Source organism: Bacteroidota bacterium (assembly GCA_016721765.1).
GTDB lineage: Bacteria > Bacteroidota > Bacteroidia > UBA4408 > UBA4408 > UBA4408.
On record JADKHO010000002.1, the window covers coordinates 807,859 to 825,013 of the forward strand.

The 17,155-nt window shown below is 41.2% G+C and carries 3 protein-coding genes; 2 read left to right on the forward strand and 1 reads right to left on the reverse strand.

All coding sequences use genetic code 11. The annotated features are described in order from the left end of the window. Positions 1 to 16: 16 nt before the first annotated feature. Together IPP32_11695 and IPP32_11700 are read left to right on the forward strand one after the other, a co-directional pair. Complete coding sequence (locus tag IPP32_11695; GenBank protein ID MBL0048745.1) at positions 17 to 985, forward strand: GNAT family N-acetyltransferase; 969 nt, start codon at positions 17 to 19, stop codon at positions 983 to 985. Beyond that, entirely contained in the window at positions 985 to 1,803 is an 819-nt protein-coding gene (locus IPP32_11700) for a hypothetical protein (protein ID MBL0048746.1), read from the forward strand. The genes IPP32_11695 and IPP32_11700 overlap by 1 nt, the downstream gene beginning before the upstream one ends. Here the strand turns inward: IPP32_11700 and IPP32_11705 are convergent. After that, positions 1,796 to 16,987 (reverse strand): gliding motility-associated C-terminal domain-containing protein, encoded by a 15,192-nt coding sequence (locus tag IPP32_11705; GenBank protein MBL0048747.1) that lies wholly within the window; start codon positions 16,985 to 16,987, stop codon positions 1,796 to 1,798. The two genes, IPP32_11700 and IPP32_11705, sit on opposite strands and share 8 nt — an antisense overlap. Between the last annotated feature and the right edge of the window lie 168 nt (positions 16,988 to 17,155).

Sequence of the window (17,155 nt, forward strand, 5' to 3'; positions counted from 1 at the left end):
TAGCAGACTGACTTTTGTGGAAATAAAAATTCTTAGTCAAACCCATTTCGAAAAATTCAACGAATTAGCATTGCTGCATGGAAGTATTTTTAATTCATTGACATGGTTGAAAATATATGGAAAATCAATAACCGTTTATGGAATTTTCAATAACGATAACAAATTAATTGGTGGATTTCACCTTTACAAAGGCAAACAGGCAAAGATTTTATCTCATATCAATAATCCACCGTTTACTCCACATATCGGTTTATTTTATGACAACCAAGCTTCGAATAGAGCAAATTCATTGAGCTTCGAAAAAAACATTTTAAGTTGTGTAGCAGATTTTTTAGAAAAGGAATCCTATCACCTATTAACTATTGCATTGCCCACCACTTGCACCGATGTTCAACCGTTTATTTGGAAAAAATTTAAAGCTATTCCCAATTACACTTATCAACTAAATTTAGAATTTACTGAACTTGAAATTCTTAAAAACTTAGCAAGTGACAAACGAAACAGCATCAACAAAGCTGAAAAAGATAAAGTTACTATCAAACAAAACGCAGGTAACCACATTATCAAACAACTGGTAGAAAATACCTACTCACGCAAATCAAAGCTATTGAACGATGCTATTGTTTCCGCTATTTTAAATGAGTTTGCGGATGCGCAAAATAGTTTCTCGTTTGTAGCTTATGTGGAGGAAAAAGCAGCTGCCATGAGTTTTTGTATATACGATAGTACCACGGCATACTATCTTTTGGGAGGTTACGATGCGGGCAACAAACATCAGGGAGCCGGTGTATTAGCGCTTTGGAATTGCATATTGCATGCAAAAAAAATAGGGCTTAAAAAATTCGATTTTGAAGGCTCGATGATACCTCAAGTAGAGAAATATTTCAGAGGATTTGGAGGGGAGTTAGTACCTTATTTTACTTTGAATAAAGCTAGTCTTCCTTTAGAATTAGCGCTTAAATTTATTAAACGAGAAGCATTCTAGTGAAAGCTATTATTTCGCACGATATTGACCACATAAAGGTTACGGAACATTTGTTTAAAGATACAATTGTACCCAAATTTTTAATTCGAAACTGTATTGAATTAGCCACCGGTAAAATTACATTGGCAGAATTTACCTTGCGAAAACTTGATTTATTAAAAAACAAATGGCAAAACATTGACGAATTAATGGCATTTAATACCGAGCATAAAATTCCTTCTTCCTTTTTTATTGGTGTACAAAATGGACTTGGACTCTCCTATTCACAAACTGTTTCGAAAAGCTGGATCGAGCGCATTCAGAAAGGCGGAGGCGAAATAGCTGTTCATGGAATTGAATTTGAAAGCCTTGAAAAAATAGGGTATGAATATTCTCTTTTTAAGGAAATGTCAGGCAAATCAAGCTTTGGTACGCGCATGCATTATGTGCGCAAAAACGAACACACTTTTCATTACATGCAACAAGTTGGCTATCGATATGATAGTACAGAACATGCTTTTAAAAACCCCTATAAAATTGGAAATATGTGGGAATTTCCATTTCAAATTATGGACGGCTGGGTGATTGAAAAAGGAAAGCGCTGGCAAACACAAAATTTAAAACAAGCAAAAGAAAATTCAAAAGTACTCATTGAAAAAGCACATGTTGAAAAACTGGATTATATTGGCATAGATTTTCATGACCGTTATTTCACGCACAGCTTTAAAACCTGGATAGATTGGTATGCGTGGATTGTAGAATACCTTAAATCCAATCAAATCGCTTTTGTAAATTTCAATGAAGCGATTGCAGAATTGGAAACTAAAAGCTCTATCTAATTAAAGTTATTACACCTCTATATTCATGCAGTTGGTGAAAAATATCTTCCACCTCAATTAAATACACATAGGCATCTTGCGGGCAAAAATCGCCAAGAAATATCGATCTTCCATCCCATTTAGGATGCTGTGACTTTTCATAATAAAACTGCTTTCCCCAACGATCGAAAATGGTCATTTCTTGCATTTTAATGCCAATGCCATGTCCTTCAAAATAATCATTTATTCCATCGTTGTTGGGCGAAAATGAATTGGGAAGATAATAGGTAAAAACACCTTCTATTATTATTTCTGCTTCACTCGTGTCAAGGCAATTATGAGAATCTGAAATGATAAGTGAAACCTGATAATGCCCTGTATCTGCATACGTATAACTTGGATTAGGATCTGTTGAACTACCGGCAAAATCACCAAAATCCCATATCCAGGAACTCGAAGCTGAACTCAAATCAGTGAAATTTACCTGTGCATTCGACATGGTTCCTTTCCAAGGATCGGCCGTAAATTTTGCTATTGGACGATTGTAAACATGCACAGCATTGCTCTTTATTAATTTGTTTGTACAAGCTTTATCGGATGTTGCTGTCAAACTTATTGTATAATCACCGCCACTCACATAAGTATGCGTTGCTAATGACCCAATTGCAAAAACATTGTCACCGAAATTCCAGTTATAAATTGTTGCTGGTGCAGCATTGCTTGCAAAACTTACTAGTAGAGGTGCGCAACCATCTTGTGGACTAACTGTAAAACTTACTATCGGTAATGGATTTACATTTACTTTAATTTGCTGACTCATAGCGGGAGTGGTACAACCATCACTTACATAAACTGTATAGATGGTCGTGCTAATAGGTGAAACAGAAATTGAATTCGCTGTACTAACAGAAGGACTCCAACTGTAAGAATAAGGTCCTCCATTACCTCCGCTTGCTTGCGCTAGTAAATGGGCAGTTTCACCCTCACAAATAGTATCATCTGCCGATCCCAATAAGGCCAGTTGTGGGCGCACGTATACGGTTACTGATTGCACTGTTGAACTACAATTATTTGCATCCTTAACAAGCACGGAATATACTGTTGTAACAGGAGGTACAACCAATTGAGAAGAAAGTAAAACCCCATTGTTCCAAGAATACTGATAAGGGCCTGTTCCTCCAATCGCTGTTGCTGTTATGGTTGTGGATTGTCCAAAACAAATGGTTGTAGTTCCAGTTACATTTAATGTAGGTGCCGTACTTTGTCCAATTGTTAAAACACTCGAAGTAGCCAAACAATTATTGGCATCTTTAACAGTAACCGTGTAAGCCGCTGCTGCCAAGCCATTAAACACATTGCTGCTTTGGAAAGTTATTCCATCCAATGAAAACTGATAAGGCGTTGCTCCACCTATTCCTGTTGCAGTTATGCTTCCATTGCTTGCTCCACAGTTTGCATTTACTGCGATAGCGGTAACAGTTGCTCCATTTAAATTATTCACATTTACCACACTCGAAGTAGCCACACAATTATTTGCATCCTTAATAGTTACTGTGTAAGCAGCTGCTGCTAATCCGCTAAACACATTGCTGCTTTGGAAAGTAATTCCATCCAGTGAAAACTGATATGGTGTTGCTCCACCCAAACCAGTGGCTGTAATACTTCCGTTACTTGCTCCACAGTTTGCATTTACTGCGATGGCACTTACGGTAGCTCCTCCGATATTATTCACATTAACCACACTCGAAGTAGCCACACAATTATTTGCATCCTTAATAGTTACTGTGTAAGCAGCTGCTGCTAATCCGCTAAATACATTGCTGCTTTGGAAAGTAATTCCATCCAGTGAAAACTGATAAGGTGTTGCTCCACCCAAACCAGTGGCTGTGATGCTTCCATTACTCGCTCCACAGTTGGCATTTACTGCGATGGCGGTAACTGTGGCTCCATTTAAATTATTCACATTAACCACACTCGAAGTAGCCACACAATTATTGGCATCTTTAATAGTTACCGTGTAAGCCGCAGCTGCTAAGCCGTTAAACACATTGCTGCTTTGGAATGTAACTCCATCCAGTGAAAACTGATAAGGTGTTGCTCCTCCTAAACCAGTGGCGGTAATGCTTCCATTGCTTGCGCCACAATTTGCATTTACTGCGATGGCGCTAACAGTTGCTCCTCCTGCATTGTTCACATTTACGACACTTGAAGTAGCTACACAATTATTTGCATCCTTAATAGTCACAGTATAAGCAGCTGCTGATAATCCGCTAAACACATTGCTAATTTGAAATGTTATTCCATCCAGTGAAAACTGATAAGGTGTTGCTCCACCCAAACCAGTAGCTGTAATGCTTCCATTGCTAGCACCACAGTTGGCATTTGCTGCGATGGCGCTAACAGTTGCTCCTCCTGCATTGTTCACATTTACGACACTTGAAGTAGCTACACAATTATTTGCATCCTTAATAATAACAGTATAAGCCGCTGCTGCCAAGCCATTAAACACATTGCTGCTTTGGAATGTAATTCCATCCAGTGAAAACTGATAAGGTGTTGCTCCACCCAAACCAGTGGCTGTGATGCTTCCATTACTCGCTCCACAGTTGGCATTTACTGCGATGGCGGTAACTGCGGCTCCATTTAAATTATTCACATTTACAACAGCTGATGTTGCCACACAATTATTTGCATCTTTAATAGTAACCGTGTAAGCCGCTGCTGTCAAGCCGTTAAACACATTGCTGCTTTGGAAAGTTATTCCATCCAATGAAAACTGATAAGGTGTTGCTCCTCCTAAACCAGTGGCTGTGATGCTTCCATTGCTTGCTCCACAGTTTGCATTTACTGCGATAGCGGTGACTGTGGCTCCATTTAAATTATTCACATTAACAACAGCTGATGTCGCCACACAATTATTTGCATCTTTAATAGTAACCGTGTAAGCCGCTGCTGTCAAGCCGTTAAACACATTGCTGCTTTGGAAAGTTATTCCATCCAATGAAAACTGATAAGGTGTTGCTCCTCCTAAACCAGTGGCTGTGATGCTTCCATTGCTTGCACCACAATTTGCATTTACTGCGATGGCGGTGACTGTGGCTCCATTTAAATTATTCACATTTACAACAGCTGATGTTGCCACACAATTATTTGCATCTTTAATAGTAACCGTGTAAGCCGCTGCTGTCAAGCCGTTAAACACATTGCTGCTTTGGAAAGTTATTCCATCCAATGAAAATTGATAAGGTGTTGCTCCACCCAAACCAGTAGCTGTAATGCTTCCATTGCTAGCACCACAGTTTGCATTTACTGCGATGGCACTTACGGTAGCTCCTCCAATATTATTCACATTAACCACACTCGAAGTAGCCACACAATTATTTGCATCCTTAATAGTTACTGTGTAAGCAGCTGCTGCTAATCCGCTAAATACATTGCTGCTTTGGAAAGTTATTCCATCCAGTGAAAACTGATAAGGTGTTGCTCCTCCTAAACCAGTGGCTGTGATGCTTCCGTTACTCGCTCCACAGTTGGCATTTACTGCGATGGCACTTACGGTAGCTCCTCCGATATTATTCACATTAACCACACTCGAAGTAGCCACACAATTATTGGCATCTTTAATAGTTACCGTGTAAGCCGCTGCTGTCAAGCCGTTAAACACATTGCTGCTTTGGAAAGTTATTCCATCCAGTGAAAACTGATAAGGTGTTGCTCCTCCTAAACCAGTGGCTGTGATGCTTCCGTTACTTGCTCCACAATTTGCATTTACTGCGATAGCACTTACGGTAGCTCCTCCAATATTATTCACATTAACCACACTCGAAGTCGCCACACAATTATTGGCGTCTTTAATGGTTACAGTATAAGCCGCTGTTGACAAGCCGCTAAAAACATTGCTGCTTTGGAAAGTGATGCCATCCAGTGAAAACTGATACGGTGTTGCTCCACCCAAACCAGTGGCTGTAATACTTCCGTTACTTGCTCCACAGTTTGCATTTACTGCGATGGCACTTACGGTAGCTCCTCCAATATTATTCACATTAACCACACTCGAAGTTGCCACACAATTATTTGCATCCTTAATAGTTACTGTGTAAGCAGCTGCTGCTAATCCGCTAAATACATTGCTGCTTTGGAAAGTTATTCCATCCAATGAAAACTGATAAGGTGTTGCTCCACCCAAACCAGTAGTTGTAATGCTTCCATTGCTAGCACCACAGTTTGCATTTACTGCGATGGCGGTGACTGTTGCTCCATTTATATTATTCACATTTACAACACTTGAAGTTGCCACACAATTATTGGCATCTTTAATCGTTACGGTATAAGCCGCTGCTGCCAAGCCATTAAACACATTGCTGCTTTGGAAAGTTGTACCATTTAGTGAAAACTGATAAGGTGTTGCTCCTCCTAAACCAGTAGCTGTAATGCTTCCATTACTTGCTCCACAATTTGCATTTACTGCGATAGCGCTCACTGTTGCACCAGATAAATTTACTATAGTTAGAGTAGCTGACGCTGAAATGCAATTGTTCGCATCCTTTATTGTTACAGTATAAGGTCCGGTTGGGAGACTACTAAAAACTGCACTACTTTGAAAAGTAATTCCATCTAATGAAAACTGATAGGGTAAAAGCCCGCCTAAACCAATAGCGGTAATACTTCCGTTATTTAATCCGCAGCTAGCATTTGTTGGCAATATATTTACACTTGCACCAGTCGGGTTTAAAACATTAACTAGTGGTGACGCAGAAATACAATTATTGGCATCCTTAACAGTTACTGTGTAAGCTCCTGCTAATAGCCCTGTAAATAAATTACTACTTTGAAAAGTAATTCCATCCAATGAAAATTGATAAGGAACGGCGCCACCCAAACTGCTCGCAGTGATTGTTCCATTTGCAGTTCCACAATTTGCAAGTGTGGCAACAGCCGATACACTTGGTGCTCCACTGTTATTTACATTTGTTACAATTGAACTTGATGTACAATTGTTGGCATCCTTAATAATTATTGTATATGATCCTGCCAACAAGCCATTAAAGACATTGCTATTTTGAAAAGTAATACCATCAATCGAAAAAACATAGGGCAAAGTACCATTAATACCAGATGCAGTGATACTACCGTTACTTGCACCACACGAGGCATTACTGGCAAGTGTGGTTATTGATGGACCTTGATTGAATGTGATACTAACATCGTCAGTACTTGTTAAACATGGAGAATTGCTTATTGACCATCTTAAAATATAAGTATTACCAACAATTCCAGAAAATGCTGTGACTGGATTGCTTGCTGATGTAATTATTCCACCAGTTCCACTTACTATCGTCCACACTCCTGTTCCAACTAGTGGGGTATTAGCAGATAAAGAAGTCGAAGTTGCATTGCAATTTAACACCTGATCAGCACCTGCTGCTGCTACACTTGGATTGGCATTAAAAGTTATGGTTACATCATCACTGCTAGCTGCACAAGGTGCGTTGCTGATGGTCCATCTTAAAACATAAGTTGTTCCCAGTGTGCCCGTGAATGTTGTGGTTGGATTTGTATTTAATGCAAAAGCACCTCCGGCTCCACTTACAATTGACCATTGTCCGGTTCCTGTGGTTGGCACATTCGCTGCTAATGTTGCTGTTGTTGTTCCGCAAAGCGTTAACTGATCAGCACCTGCTGCTGCTGCACTTGGGTTGGCATTAAAAGTTATGCTTACATCATCGCTACTTGCTGCACAAGGTGCATTGCTGATGGTCCATCTTAAAACATAAGTTGTTCCGATTGTGCCGGTAAAGGTTGTTGTTGGATTTGTATTTAATGCAAAAGCACCTCCGGCTCCACTTACAATTGACCATTGTCCGGTTCCTGTGGTTGGCACATTCGCTGCTAAAGTTGCCGTAGTTGTTCCGCAAAGTGTTAACTGATCAGCACCTGCTGCTGCTACACTTGGATTGGCATTAAAAGTTATGCTTACATCATCGCTGCTCGCTGCACAAGGCGCGTTGCTGATGGTCCATCTTAAAACATAAGTTGTTCCCAGTGTGCCGGTGAATGTTGTGGTTGGATTTATACTTAATGCAAAAGCACCTCCGGCTCCACTTACAATTGACCATTGTCCGGTTCCTGTGGTTGGCACATTCGCTGCTAATGTTGCTGTTGTTGTTCCGCAAAGTGTTAACTGATCAGCACCTGCTGCTGCTGCACTTGGGTTGGCATTAAAAGTTATGCTTACATCATCGCTACTTGCTGCACAAGGTGCATTGCTGATAGTCCATCGCAATACATAAGTGGTTCCCAGTGTGCCCGTGAAGGTTGTGGTTGGATTTGTATTTAATGCAAATGTTCCGCCGGCTCCGCTAACTATCGACCATTGTCCGGTTCCTGTGGTTGGCGCATTTGCTGTTAATGTTGCTGTAGTTGTTCCGCAAAGCGTTAACTGATCGGCACCTGCTGCTGCAACACTTGGGCTGGCATTAAATGTTATGCTTACATCATCACTGCTTGCCGTACAAGGTGCATTGCTGATGGTCCATCTTAAAACATAAGTTGTTCCCAGTGTGCCCGTGAATGTTGTTGTTGGATTCGTATTTAATGCAAATGCTCCTCCTGCTCCGCTTACAATGCTCCAAGATCCGGTTCCTGTGGTTGGCGCATTCGCTGCTAATGTTGCTGTAGTTGTTCCGCATAATGTTAGCTGATCAGCACCTGCTCCTGCTGCACTTGGGTTGGCATTAAACGTAATTGTTACATCATCGCTACTTACAGCACAAGGCGCATTGCTGATGGTCCATCTCAAGACATAAGTTGTTCCCAGTGTGCCCGTGAATGTTGTTGTTGGATTCGTATTTAATGCAAATGCTCCTCCTGCTCCGCTTACAATGCTCCAAGATCCGGTTCCTGTGGTTGGCGCATTCGCTGCTAATGTTGCTGTAGTTGTTCCGCATAATGTTAGCTGATCAGCACCTGCTGCTGCTGCACTTGGGTTAGCATTAAATGTTATGCTTACATCATCACTGCTTGCGGTACAAGGTGCATTGCTGATGGTCCATCTCAATACATAAGTTGTTCCTACTGTGCCTGTAAATGTTGTGCTTGGATTTGTATTTAATGCGAATGCTCCGCCTGCACCACTAACAATTGACCATTGTCCGGTACCTGTGGTTGGCACATTCGCTGCTAATGTTGCTGTGGTTGTTCCGCAAAGCGTTAACTGATCAGCACCTGCTCCTGCTGCACTTGGGTTGGCATTAAATGTTATGCTTACATCATCGCTACTTACAGCACAAGGCGCATTGCTGATGGTCCATCTCAAGACATAAGTTGTTCCCAGTGTGCCCGTGAAGGTTGTTGTTGGATTCGTATTTAATGCAAATGCTCCTCCTGCTCCGCTTACAATTGACCATTGTCCGGTTCCTGTGGTTGGCGCATTCGCTGCTAAAGTTGCTGTAGTTGTTCCGCATAATGTTAGCTGATCAGCACCTGCTGCTGCTGCACTTGGGTTAGCATTAAATGTTATGCTTACATCATCGCTGCTTGCAGCACAAGATGCATTGCTGATGGTCCATCTCAATACATAAGTGGTTCCCAGTGTGCCCGTGAAGGTTGTTGTTGGATTTGTATTTAAAGCAAATGCTCCGCCGGCGCCACTCACAATCGACCATTGTCCGCTTCCTACTGTGGGCGTATTTGCAGCTAAAGTTGTGGTTGTAGTTCCGCAAAGGGTTAACTGATCCGCTCCGGCTGCAGCTGCACTTGGGTTGGCATTAAAAGTTATAGTTACATCATCGCTACTTGCAGCACAAGGCGCGTTGCTGATGGTCCATCTCAATACATAAGTGGTTCCCAGTGTGCCTGTGAATGTTGTGGTTGGATTTGTGTTTAAAGCAAATGCTCCGCCGGCGCCACTTACTATTGACCATTGTCCGCTTCCTACAGTTGGCGTATTCGCTGCTAAAGTTGCTGTTGTTGTTCCGCAAAGTGTTAACTGATCTGCACCCGCAACCGCTGCACTTGGGTTGGCATTAAATGTAATTGTTACATCATCGCTGCTTGCAGCACAAGGCGCATTGCTGATGGTCCATCTTAATACATAAGTTGTTCCGAGTGTGCCTGTGAAGCTTGTGGTTGGATTTGTATTTAATGCAAATGCTCCGCCGGCTCCACTTACTATTGACCATTGTCCGGTTCCTGTGGTTGGTACATTCGCTGCTAATGTTGCTGTGGTTGTTCCGCAAAGTGTTAACTGATCTGCGCCTGCAACCGCTGCACTTGGGTTGGCATTAAAAGTTATGGTTACATCATCGCTACTTGCAGCACAAGGCGCGTTGCTGATGGTCCATCTCAATACATAAGTTGTTCCCAGTGTGCCCGTGAAGGTTGTTGTTGGATTTGTATTTAAAGCAAATGCTCCGCCGGCGCCACTTACTATCGACCATTGTCCGGTTCCTACTGTTGCTGTATTCGCTGTAAGTGAAGTGGAAGTAACTGCACAAAGATTTAGCTGGTCAACACCGGCTGCAGCAACAGTGCCAAGAGGTGCTGCGGAAACATTAACACCTGGTGAATTCGTAATACAATTATTTGCATCCTTAATGGTAAGAATATAAGTTCCAACCGATAAACCATTAAAAATATTGCTTGCCTGAAAAGTAACTCCATTAATTGAATATTGATAAGGTGTAGCACCTCCCACACCACTTACTGTTATGCTTCCATTATTTAATCCGCAAGTGGTTTGAGACATGGCTCCGCTTACTACAGCACCAATCGAATTTGCAACTATAACAGCAGGACTTGTGTTGATACAATTGGATGCGTCCTTTATTGAAACAATATAACCTGCAGGAGCTAAACCTGTAAATACATTACTTGCCTGATAAGTTATTCCATCCAGTGAAAACTGGTAGGGAGCAGTACCACCAATACCTGTAGCTGTAACAGTTCCAGTTGAACCTCCACAAATACTTGCTGTGCTCACTGCAGTAACTGTTGCTCCGCTAGAATTAGAAATAGCTAGAGGAAGTGAAGTCGCAATGCAATTGTTAGCATCTTTAATGGTAATTGTATAAGTGGCTGCTGCCAATCCATTAAACACATTACTCGCTTGAAACGTTATTCCATCCAACGAAAACTGATAGGGAGCTGCGCCACCAAGCCCACTTGCTGTGATGCTTCCTGTAGGTCCAAGGCAACCAACCGGTGTTGCAATTCCGCTAACGGCTACACCTGATAAGCTACCCACATTAATTGTTGCTGTAGCTGTACAACCCTTTGAATCTTTAATTGTAATTGTATAAGGGCCTGGTGCTAAACCGGTAAACACCGGTGAAATTTGAAATAAAACGCCATTCTTACTATATGTTAAAGCTCCAGTTCCTCCAGTGGGTATGGCTGTTACTGTGCCATCATTGGCAAAGCAGGATGAGGGACTTGCACTAAGTGTGATACTAGGCGCCGGTAAATTAATTAAAGTTACTGTTGTTGTTTTTAAACAATTATTTGCATCCTTAACCGTAAGTGTGTAAGTGCCGGCAGCAAGTGCACTAAATGTGGTTCCTGCTTGAAAAGTAATCCCATCGATAGAGTAGCTCAGTGGTCCCACACCACCAGAAGCGGCAGCTGTAATGCTTCCATTTGGGTTACCGCAACTCGAATTCACAAAAGTTGCAGTAAGTACCTGAGGCCCTAAGGTATTTGTAACAATTATATTTTTGGTGCTCTGGCAACCATTTGCATCCTTAACAGTGATTGTGTAGCTACCGGAAAGTAAATTTGAAAACACGTTTGCTGCTTGAAAAGTAATCCCATCAATGCTATATTGCAAAGGTGCCACTCCTCCAACTCCTGTTGCAGTAATAGATCCATTGGCATTAAAACACTTTGAGGGTGTCATAACCAAGGTTACTGTTGGTGCAAGAATATTAGGAACTGAAGCAATGGTAGTGCTTAAACAACCGCTTGCATCCTTAATTGTGATTGTATATGCGCCAGCTGCCAAATTACTAAACATGGTGCTACTTTGAAAAGTTACACCATCTATACTAAATTGATAAGGTGCGGTGCCAAGAGTACCAACCGCAATCAATGCACCGTTACTGCTATTGCAGGATGCCGACACTGCATATGCAGTTACTTTAGGTTTTGCAGTATTTGTAACTACCACTGCATCCGTTCCATAACATCCATTGGCATCCTTTACATAAACAGTATAAGCGCCCGGACTAACATTCGTAAAATTTGGAGAAGCTTGAAAAACGGTAGTATTGATACTGTATTCAAGCGGGGCAGTACCTCCACTACCAACTGCTGTAATGGTACCATTTGAATTACCACAGGTTGCTGTAGTCGCACTGGCACTGACTTGCGGTCCTCCTGTATTACCAACAGTAATATTCATGGAGCTTTCACATCCGCTACCATCTTGCACAATTACAGTATAAGTACCTGCCGATAGATTATAAAAATCTTCCGAACTTTGGTAGTTTGCACCGCCATCAATACTATACATAAGCGGCGCGATTCCTGTGCTTCCTAATGCCGAAATACTTCCATCACTTAAATCACACGTTCCATCCGATTCAGAAAGAACAATTGTTGGACCACCTATGGCAGGTACTATAACAGTTATAGTATCTAAGCATCCACCCGGATCGATGGGTGGACCAATATCAAAACTCTCATCATCCGCTAGTATAAATGTATAAGCACCGGGAGCAAGCCCGGTAAACGTAGTGCTTGGATCGAATGTAATCCATGGTCCGCCAATACCATTCATACTCACGTGGTAAGGCGAATTAGGACCGATGCCGGTAAGAACAATTTGACCATTACTGGTATTGCATGCAGTTCCTGTAACAACAGCAGATGCAGTAGAATTTGCAGGAATTCCAATTGTTACGGATATTGTTTTGGTACATCCATTTACATCCATAGCCGTTACGGTATGCACGCCAACACTTACATTTAAAAACAATTGTGTTGCATTAGGAATAAAGGCACCACCATCCAAACTATAGCTACAAGAACCGCAGGTAGCACCATTCACCTTTGGATTTGTTATTTTTCCAAGGCTGCCATTGCAGATATAAGCATCTTTGCCCACTAAAGTAAAGCTTGTAATCCCTGGGCCAGCTCCCACATTATTAACCGTAACCGAAGTAGTTTGAATACAATTTGCAGCATCTCTCACATAAACAGTATAAACGCCAGCTGCAACATTTAAAAAATCAGGACTGCTTTGATAAGCTATACCATTAATGCTGTACTCAAGTGGCGCTGTTCCTCCACTTCCAATTGCATTTATAATTCCATTGCTTGAAGTACAATTGGCATCAATTGCCGTTGCAGAAATTTGAGGCTGAGCCGATACAATGAGGTCTACTATTGTGGTTGCCTTACAGCCATTTGCATCCTTAACTGTAATCGTATAAGTTCCGCCACCCAAATTTGTAAACAACGGACTGGCCTGAAAAGTAACCCCATTAATGCTGTACTGCAATGGCGCTGCACCTCCAATTCCCGATGCATTAATAAATCCGGTATTAGATGAACAAGCGGAGGAAACATTACTTGCAGTAACAGATAATCCCGCCACATTGGTCATGGTTGCGGACGCGCTGGCAGTACATCCATTTGCATCCTTTACCAAAATGGTATATGGTCCGGTGCTTAAGCCTGAAAACGTTCCACTTGCTTGAAAAGTAATCCCATCCTTACTGTATTGCAATGGTGGAGTTCCGCCGGCTCCGTTGGCTGTGATAATTCCGTTGCTACCTGCACATGCAGTTGGTGTTACAACCAAACTTAATGTAGGTGCGGCAGTATTTCCAATAACCGCAATAGCTGCTGCCAAACAACCATTTGCGTCTCGAACCAATACCGTATACATTCCGGCACCTAATCCACTAAATAAAGTACTTGCTTGAAAAGTGATACCATTAATACTATACTGTAATGCTCCAAAACCCCCGGAGCCACTTGCTGTTATAGTTCCTGTATTTGCGGCACAGGAGGATAAAGTGGAAGTTACTGTAACCAATGGTGCCGAAGAATTGGTAACTGTAACACTTGCAGTGCTCGTGCAATTATTTGCATCCTTAACAGTAATGGTGTAAACACCTGCTGTTAAACCATAAAAATAATTACTCAATTGAAAATTAATTCCATCGTCACTGAATTGCAATGGAGCTGTTCCTCCCACTCCGGTTGCAGTTATGCTTCCATTTGAATTATTGCATGTAGCAGCAGTTGCAACACCTGAAACAGTAGGCGCCGGTGAATTGGGTATGTTTACACCGATAGTGCTCAAACAACCATTTACATCTTTCACCGTAACGGTGTAAGCTCCTGGTGCCAAACCGGTAAACAAACCACTGCTTTGGTAAACGTTTCCGTTTATGCTGTATTGCAAGGGTGACGCTCCCCCGCTTCCGTATGCATTTATGCTTCCATTATTACTATTGCAAAATGTAGCCGAAGGTATTGCTGTTACTTGTGGTCCCGGTAAATTATTAACGGTAAAATTCACTGCATTGGAACAGTTGTTTGCATCCTTAACAGTTAATGTATACGTACCCGCAACTAAACCGGTAAAGAAATTATTGCTCTGATAAGTTACACCTCCATTTACACTATATTCCAACGGTGCCACTCCGCCTACTCCCGTCGCTGTTGCAGTTCCGTTATTAGTTCCACAAATTGCATCTGTTTTAACGCAGGTAACAGTTGGCCCATTCGAATTTAAAATGGTAACTTGCTTGGTATTGAAACACCCATTTACATCCTTTACAGTTATTGTATAAATTCCTGCAATTAAACCAGAAAACACCCCGCTTGCTTGAAATGTAACACCATCTTTACTATAACTATATGGAGCGGTTCCAAGTGATCCACTTGCTGTAATAGAACCGGTTGAATTTCCACAAGTAGTATTAACACTTACAATTCCAATAGTAGGTCCGGGTAAAGTAAAATTGGTTACTGAAACAATTCCACTGCAAACTAAATTAATAAATGCCTTTATAGTATAAGTCACATTGGGACTCAAACCATTAAATGTGCCTGTTGTATTGGATGCTAATTGAGTGGTTCCTGAATACAAGGTATAAGTAACAGTGGCACTTACCGGTGGTGCAGGGCTTATTGATGAGGTAACCGAAAGTGTGGCACAATTAGGATTGGTGAGTATACTGTAGGTAACATTTGTACACGCATAAGAAGCCACATCAAACGATGCCACAAATCCATTTCCACTGGCATAAAGTAACTTTTGTGATTCGTAATATGCAAGATCGTAAACAGATGCAGTTCCAAAACCGGGAATGACAATATCTGCGGCAGCGGCATCATTAAAAGTGCTGCCATTAAAATTATATACTTTTATTACGCCATTGGTTGAACCAACAAACACATTGTTACATTCATCTGCAATTATACCTCCACACATCAACGAGCCGTTTGCCGCAATCGTAATCGGTGTTCCAATTCCTGAGCCGGAAGCTTTATCAAAAGCCTTCAAATTTTTCCCATCCCAATAAAAAAAGTAAGATGAATTAACTGCCAGAATATTTGCTGAGTTATCAATTTGAGGTCCTGCCAAATAAGGCCTATTTTGAATTTCTTGCACTGCGGTGTACCCGGATGGAGTACTCCATGAAACAGAAGCACCACTGTAAGGAGCGGTATTCTTATATATCTTATTTGTAAGAGAAGTAGTCCCAATTAGGGAAGCATACATGGTGTACATCTCATTGTTCAAAGGATCAATGATTAAATCCACCATATCCTGCGCCCATCCTGTGGAGCCGGAATATGCAATCCCCGTAACATTATTTGAACTCACAACAGTAGAGGGTGGTGTGCAAACCCCCATATTTATATTAGAATTTGTTCCACCACCTGCAATTAATAATTGGGCTGAACCAAAGTTGCAATTCCAATACATTTTCCAATTCTCCATAAAACTTGGATTGGCTGTGCTCACATAATTATCGTACAAGCCGGTAGTACTCATTCGTATTATTCGAAATCCGCCGCCGGGTGCAAAACCTTGACCGAGATAAACATTTCCAGTGGTTTTTTCCACCACCCATCCCCCATAATAAGTACCAAAACTCCAAGTAGGCAAGGTCATCGAACCGTTAAATGTCCATTGCAATGCACCTGTTGCGTCAAATTTTGCCAACTTATATACGGTACCATCTCCACCACCGGTAACATAAACGTTACCTGCATAATCAAAATCAACATCCTTAGCTTTACCCAAATTTGCCCCGGTTAGCGTTGCAGTAGAACTCACAAATGGGTCAATTACCAGTGCTTTGCTGTGATCATAAGAATCTGGAAATTCAAAGGATAGCACTTTATCATTCAAATTGAACTTCACTTTAAGGGTTTCAGTGGCAATAGATTGATTTTTGTAAAAAGCAATTGGAGCAGTAATGCTAATCTTATCGAAATCCGATTTAACGATGCAATCTCCATTAGCATTTATGCGTATTTTTTTTACATCACCCGCATATTTCATTTTCACTTTACTTATATCCGCACCGGCTTGTGCTATAATTTTATATTCAAATCCGGCAGCTTTACTTGGATCCAAAGAAAGCTCCACATCAATTCCATCGTACAAATTAGCATAGGTAATTTTTTTGTACCCTTTCGCCTTACTAGTTAAGAAACCGTAAGTATGATAAGCCGTTTCAGGTGTTGAAGTAATAATTTCACAATCCGGATTTGCATCCAACCACTCCATCACCACCGTGCGGTCTATGGCTTTTAATTGTTCCAACTCCTCCTCTTTTGTGCCTTTCTTGCCCGATTTTTTTTCTTCTCGTTCCGCTGCTTCTCGCTCCTCTTCACTTGGGCCTACAAGCTTTCTTTGCAGATGAATGATTCCTTTAGACGTAAACAAAACCGGCATTTCAAAGCCTTCATAACCGTACTGAATTTTACCCATAGTTGCATAGTTGGGCATATCATTTCCATATTGCCCAACATTTTCAATAAATTCGCCTAATGAAGAGAATACATCTGCTTTGGTAGTATTCTCACCACTTAGTGAAGTGGCTGTTGGTGTAGTGATAAACTGTGCAGTGGCTGTCTTTACAAAAATTGAGGACGATAGACCTAAAAATAATGTGACAAAAGATTGGAGGAGAAATTGCTTTCCTTTAGAAACTAGATGCTTGGGTAAAAAACACACGAGTGCTGATGGTTTTATTAAATTCGACTATAAAATTAAACTACGTATCAATAGTTCTACGTGATATTTATCATGTCTGCTTAAAAATTTAGCCACATAAGGAAATACATATTACCAACAGGTAAATTTTATATCTGAGCAATTTTTCTCTTATTTGTATTTGATTCA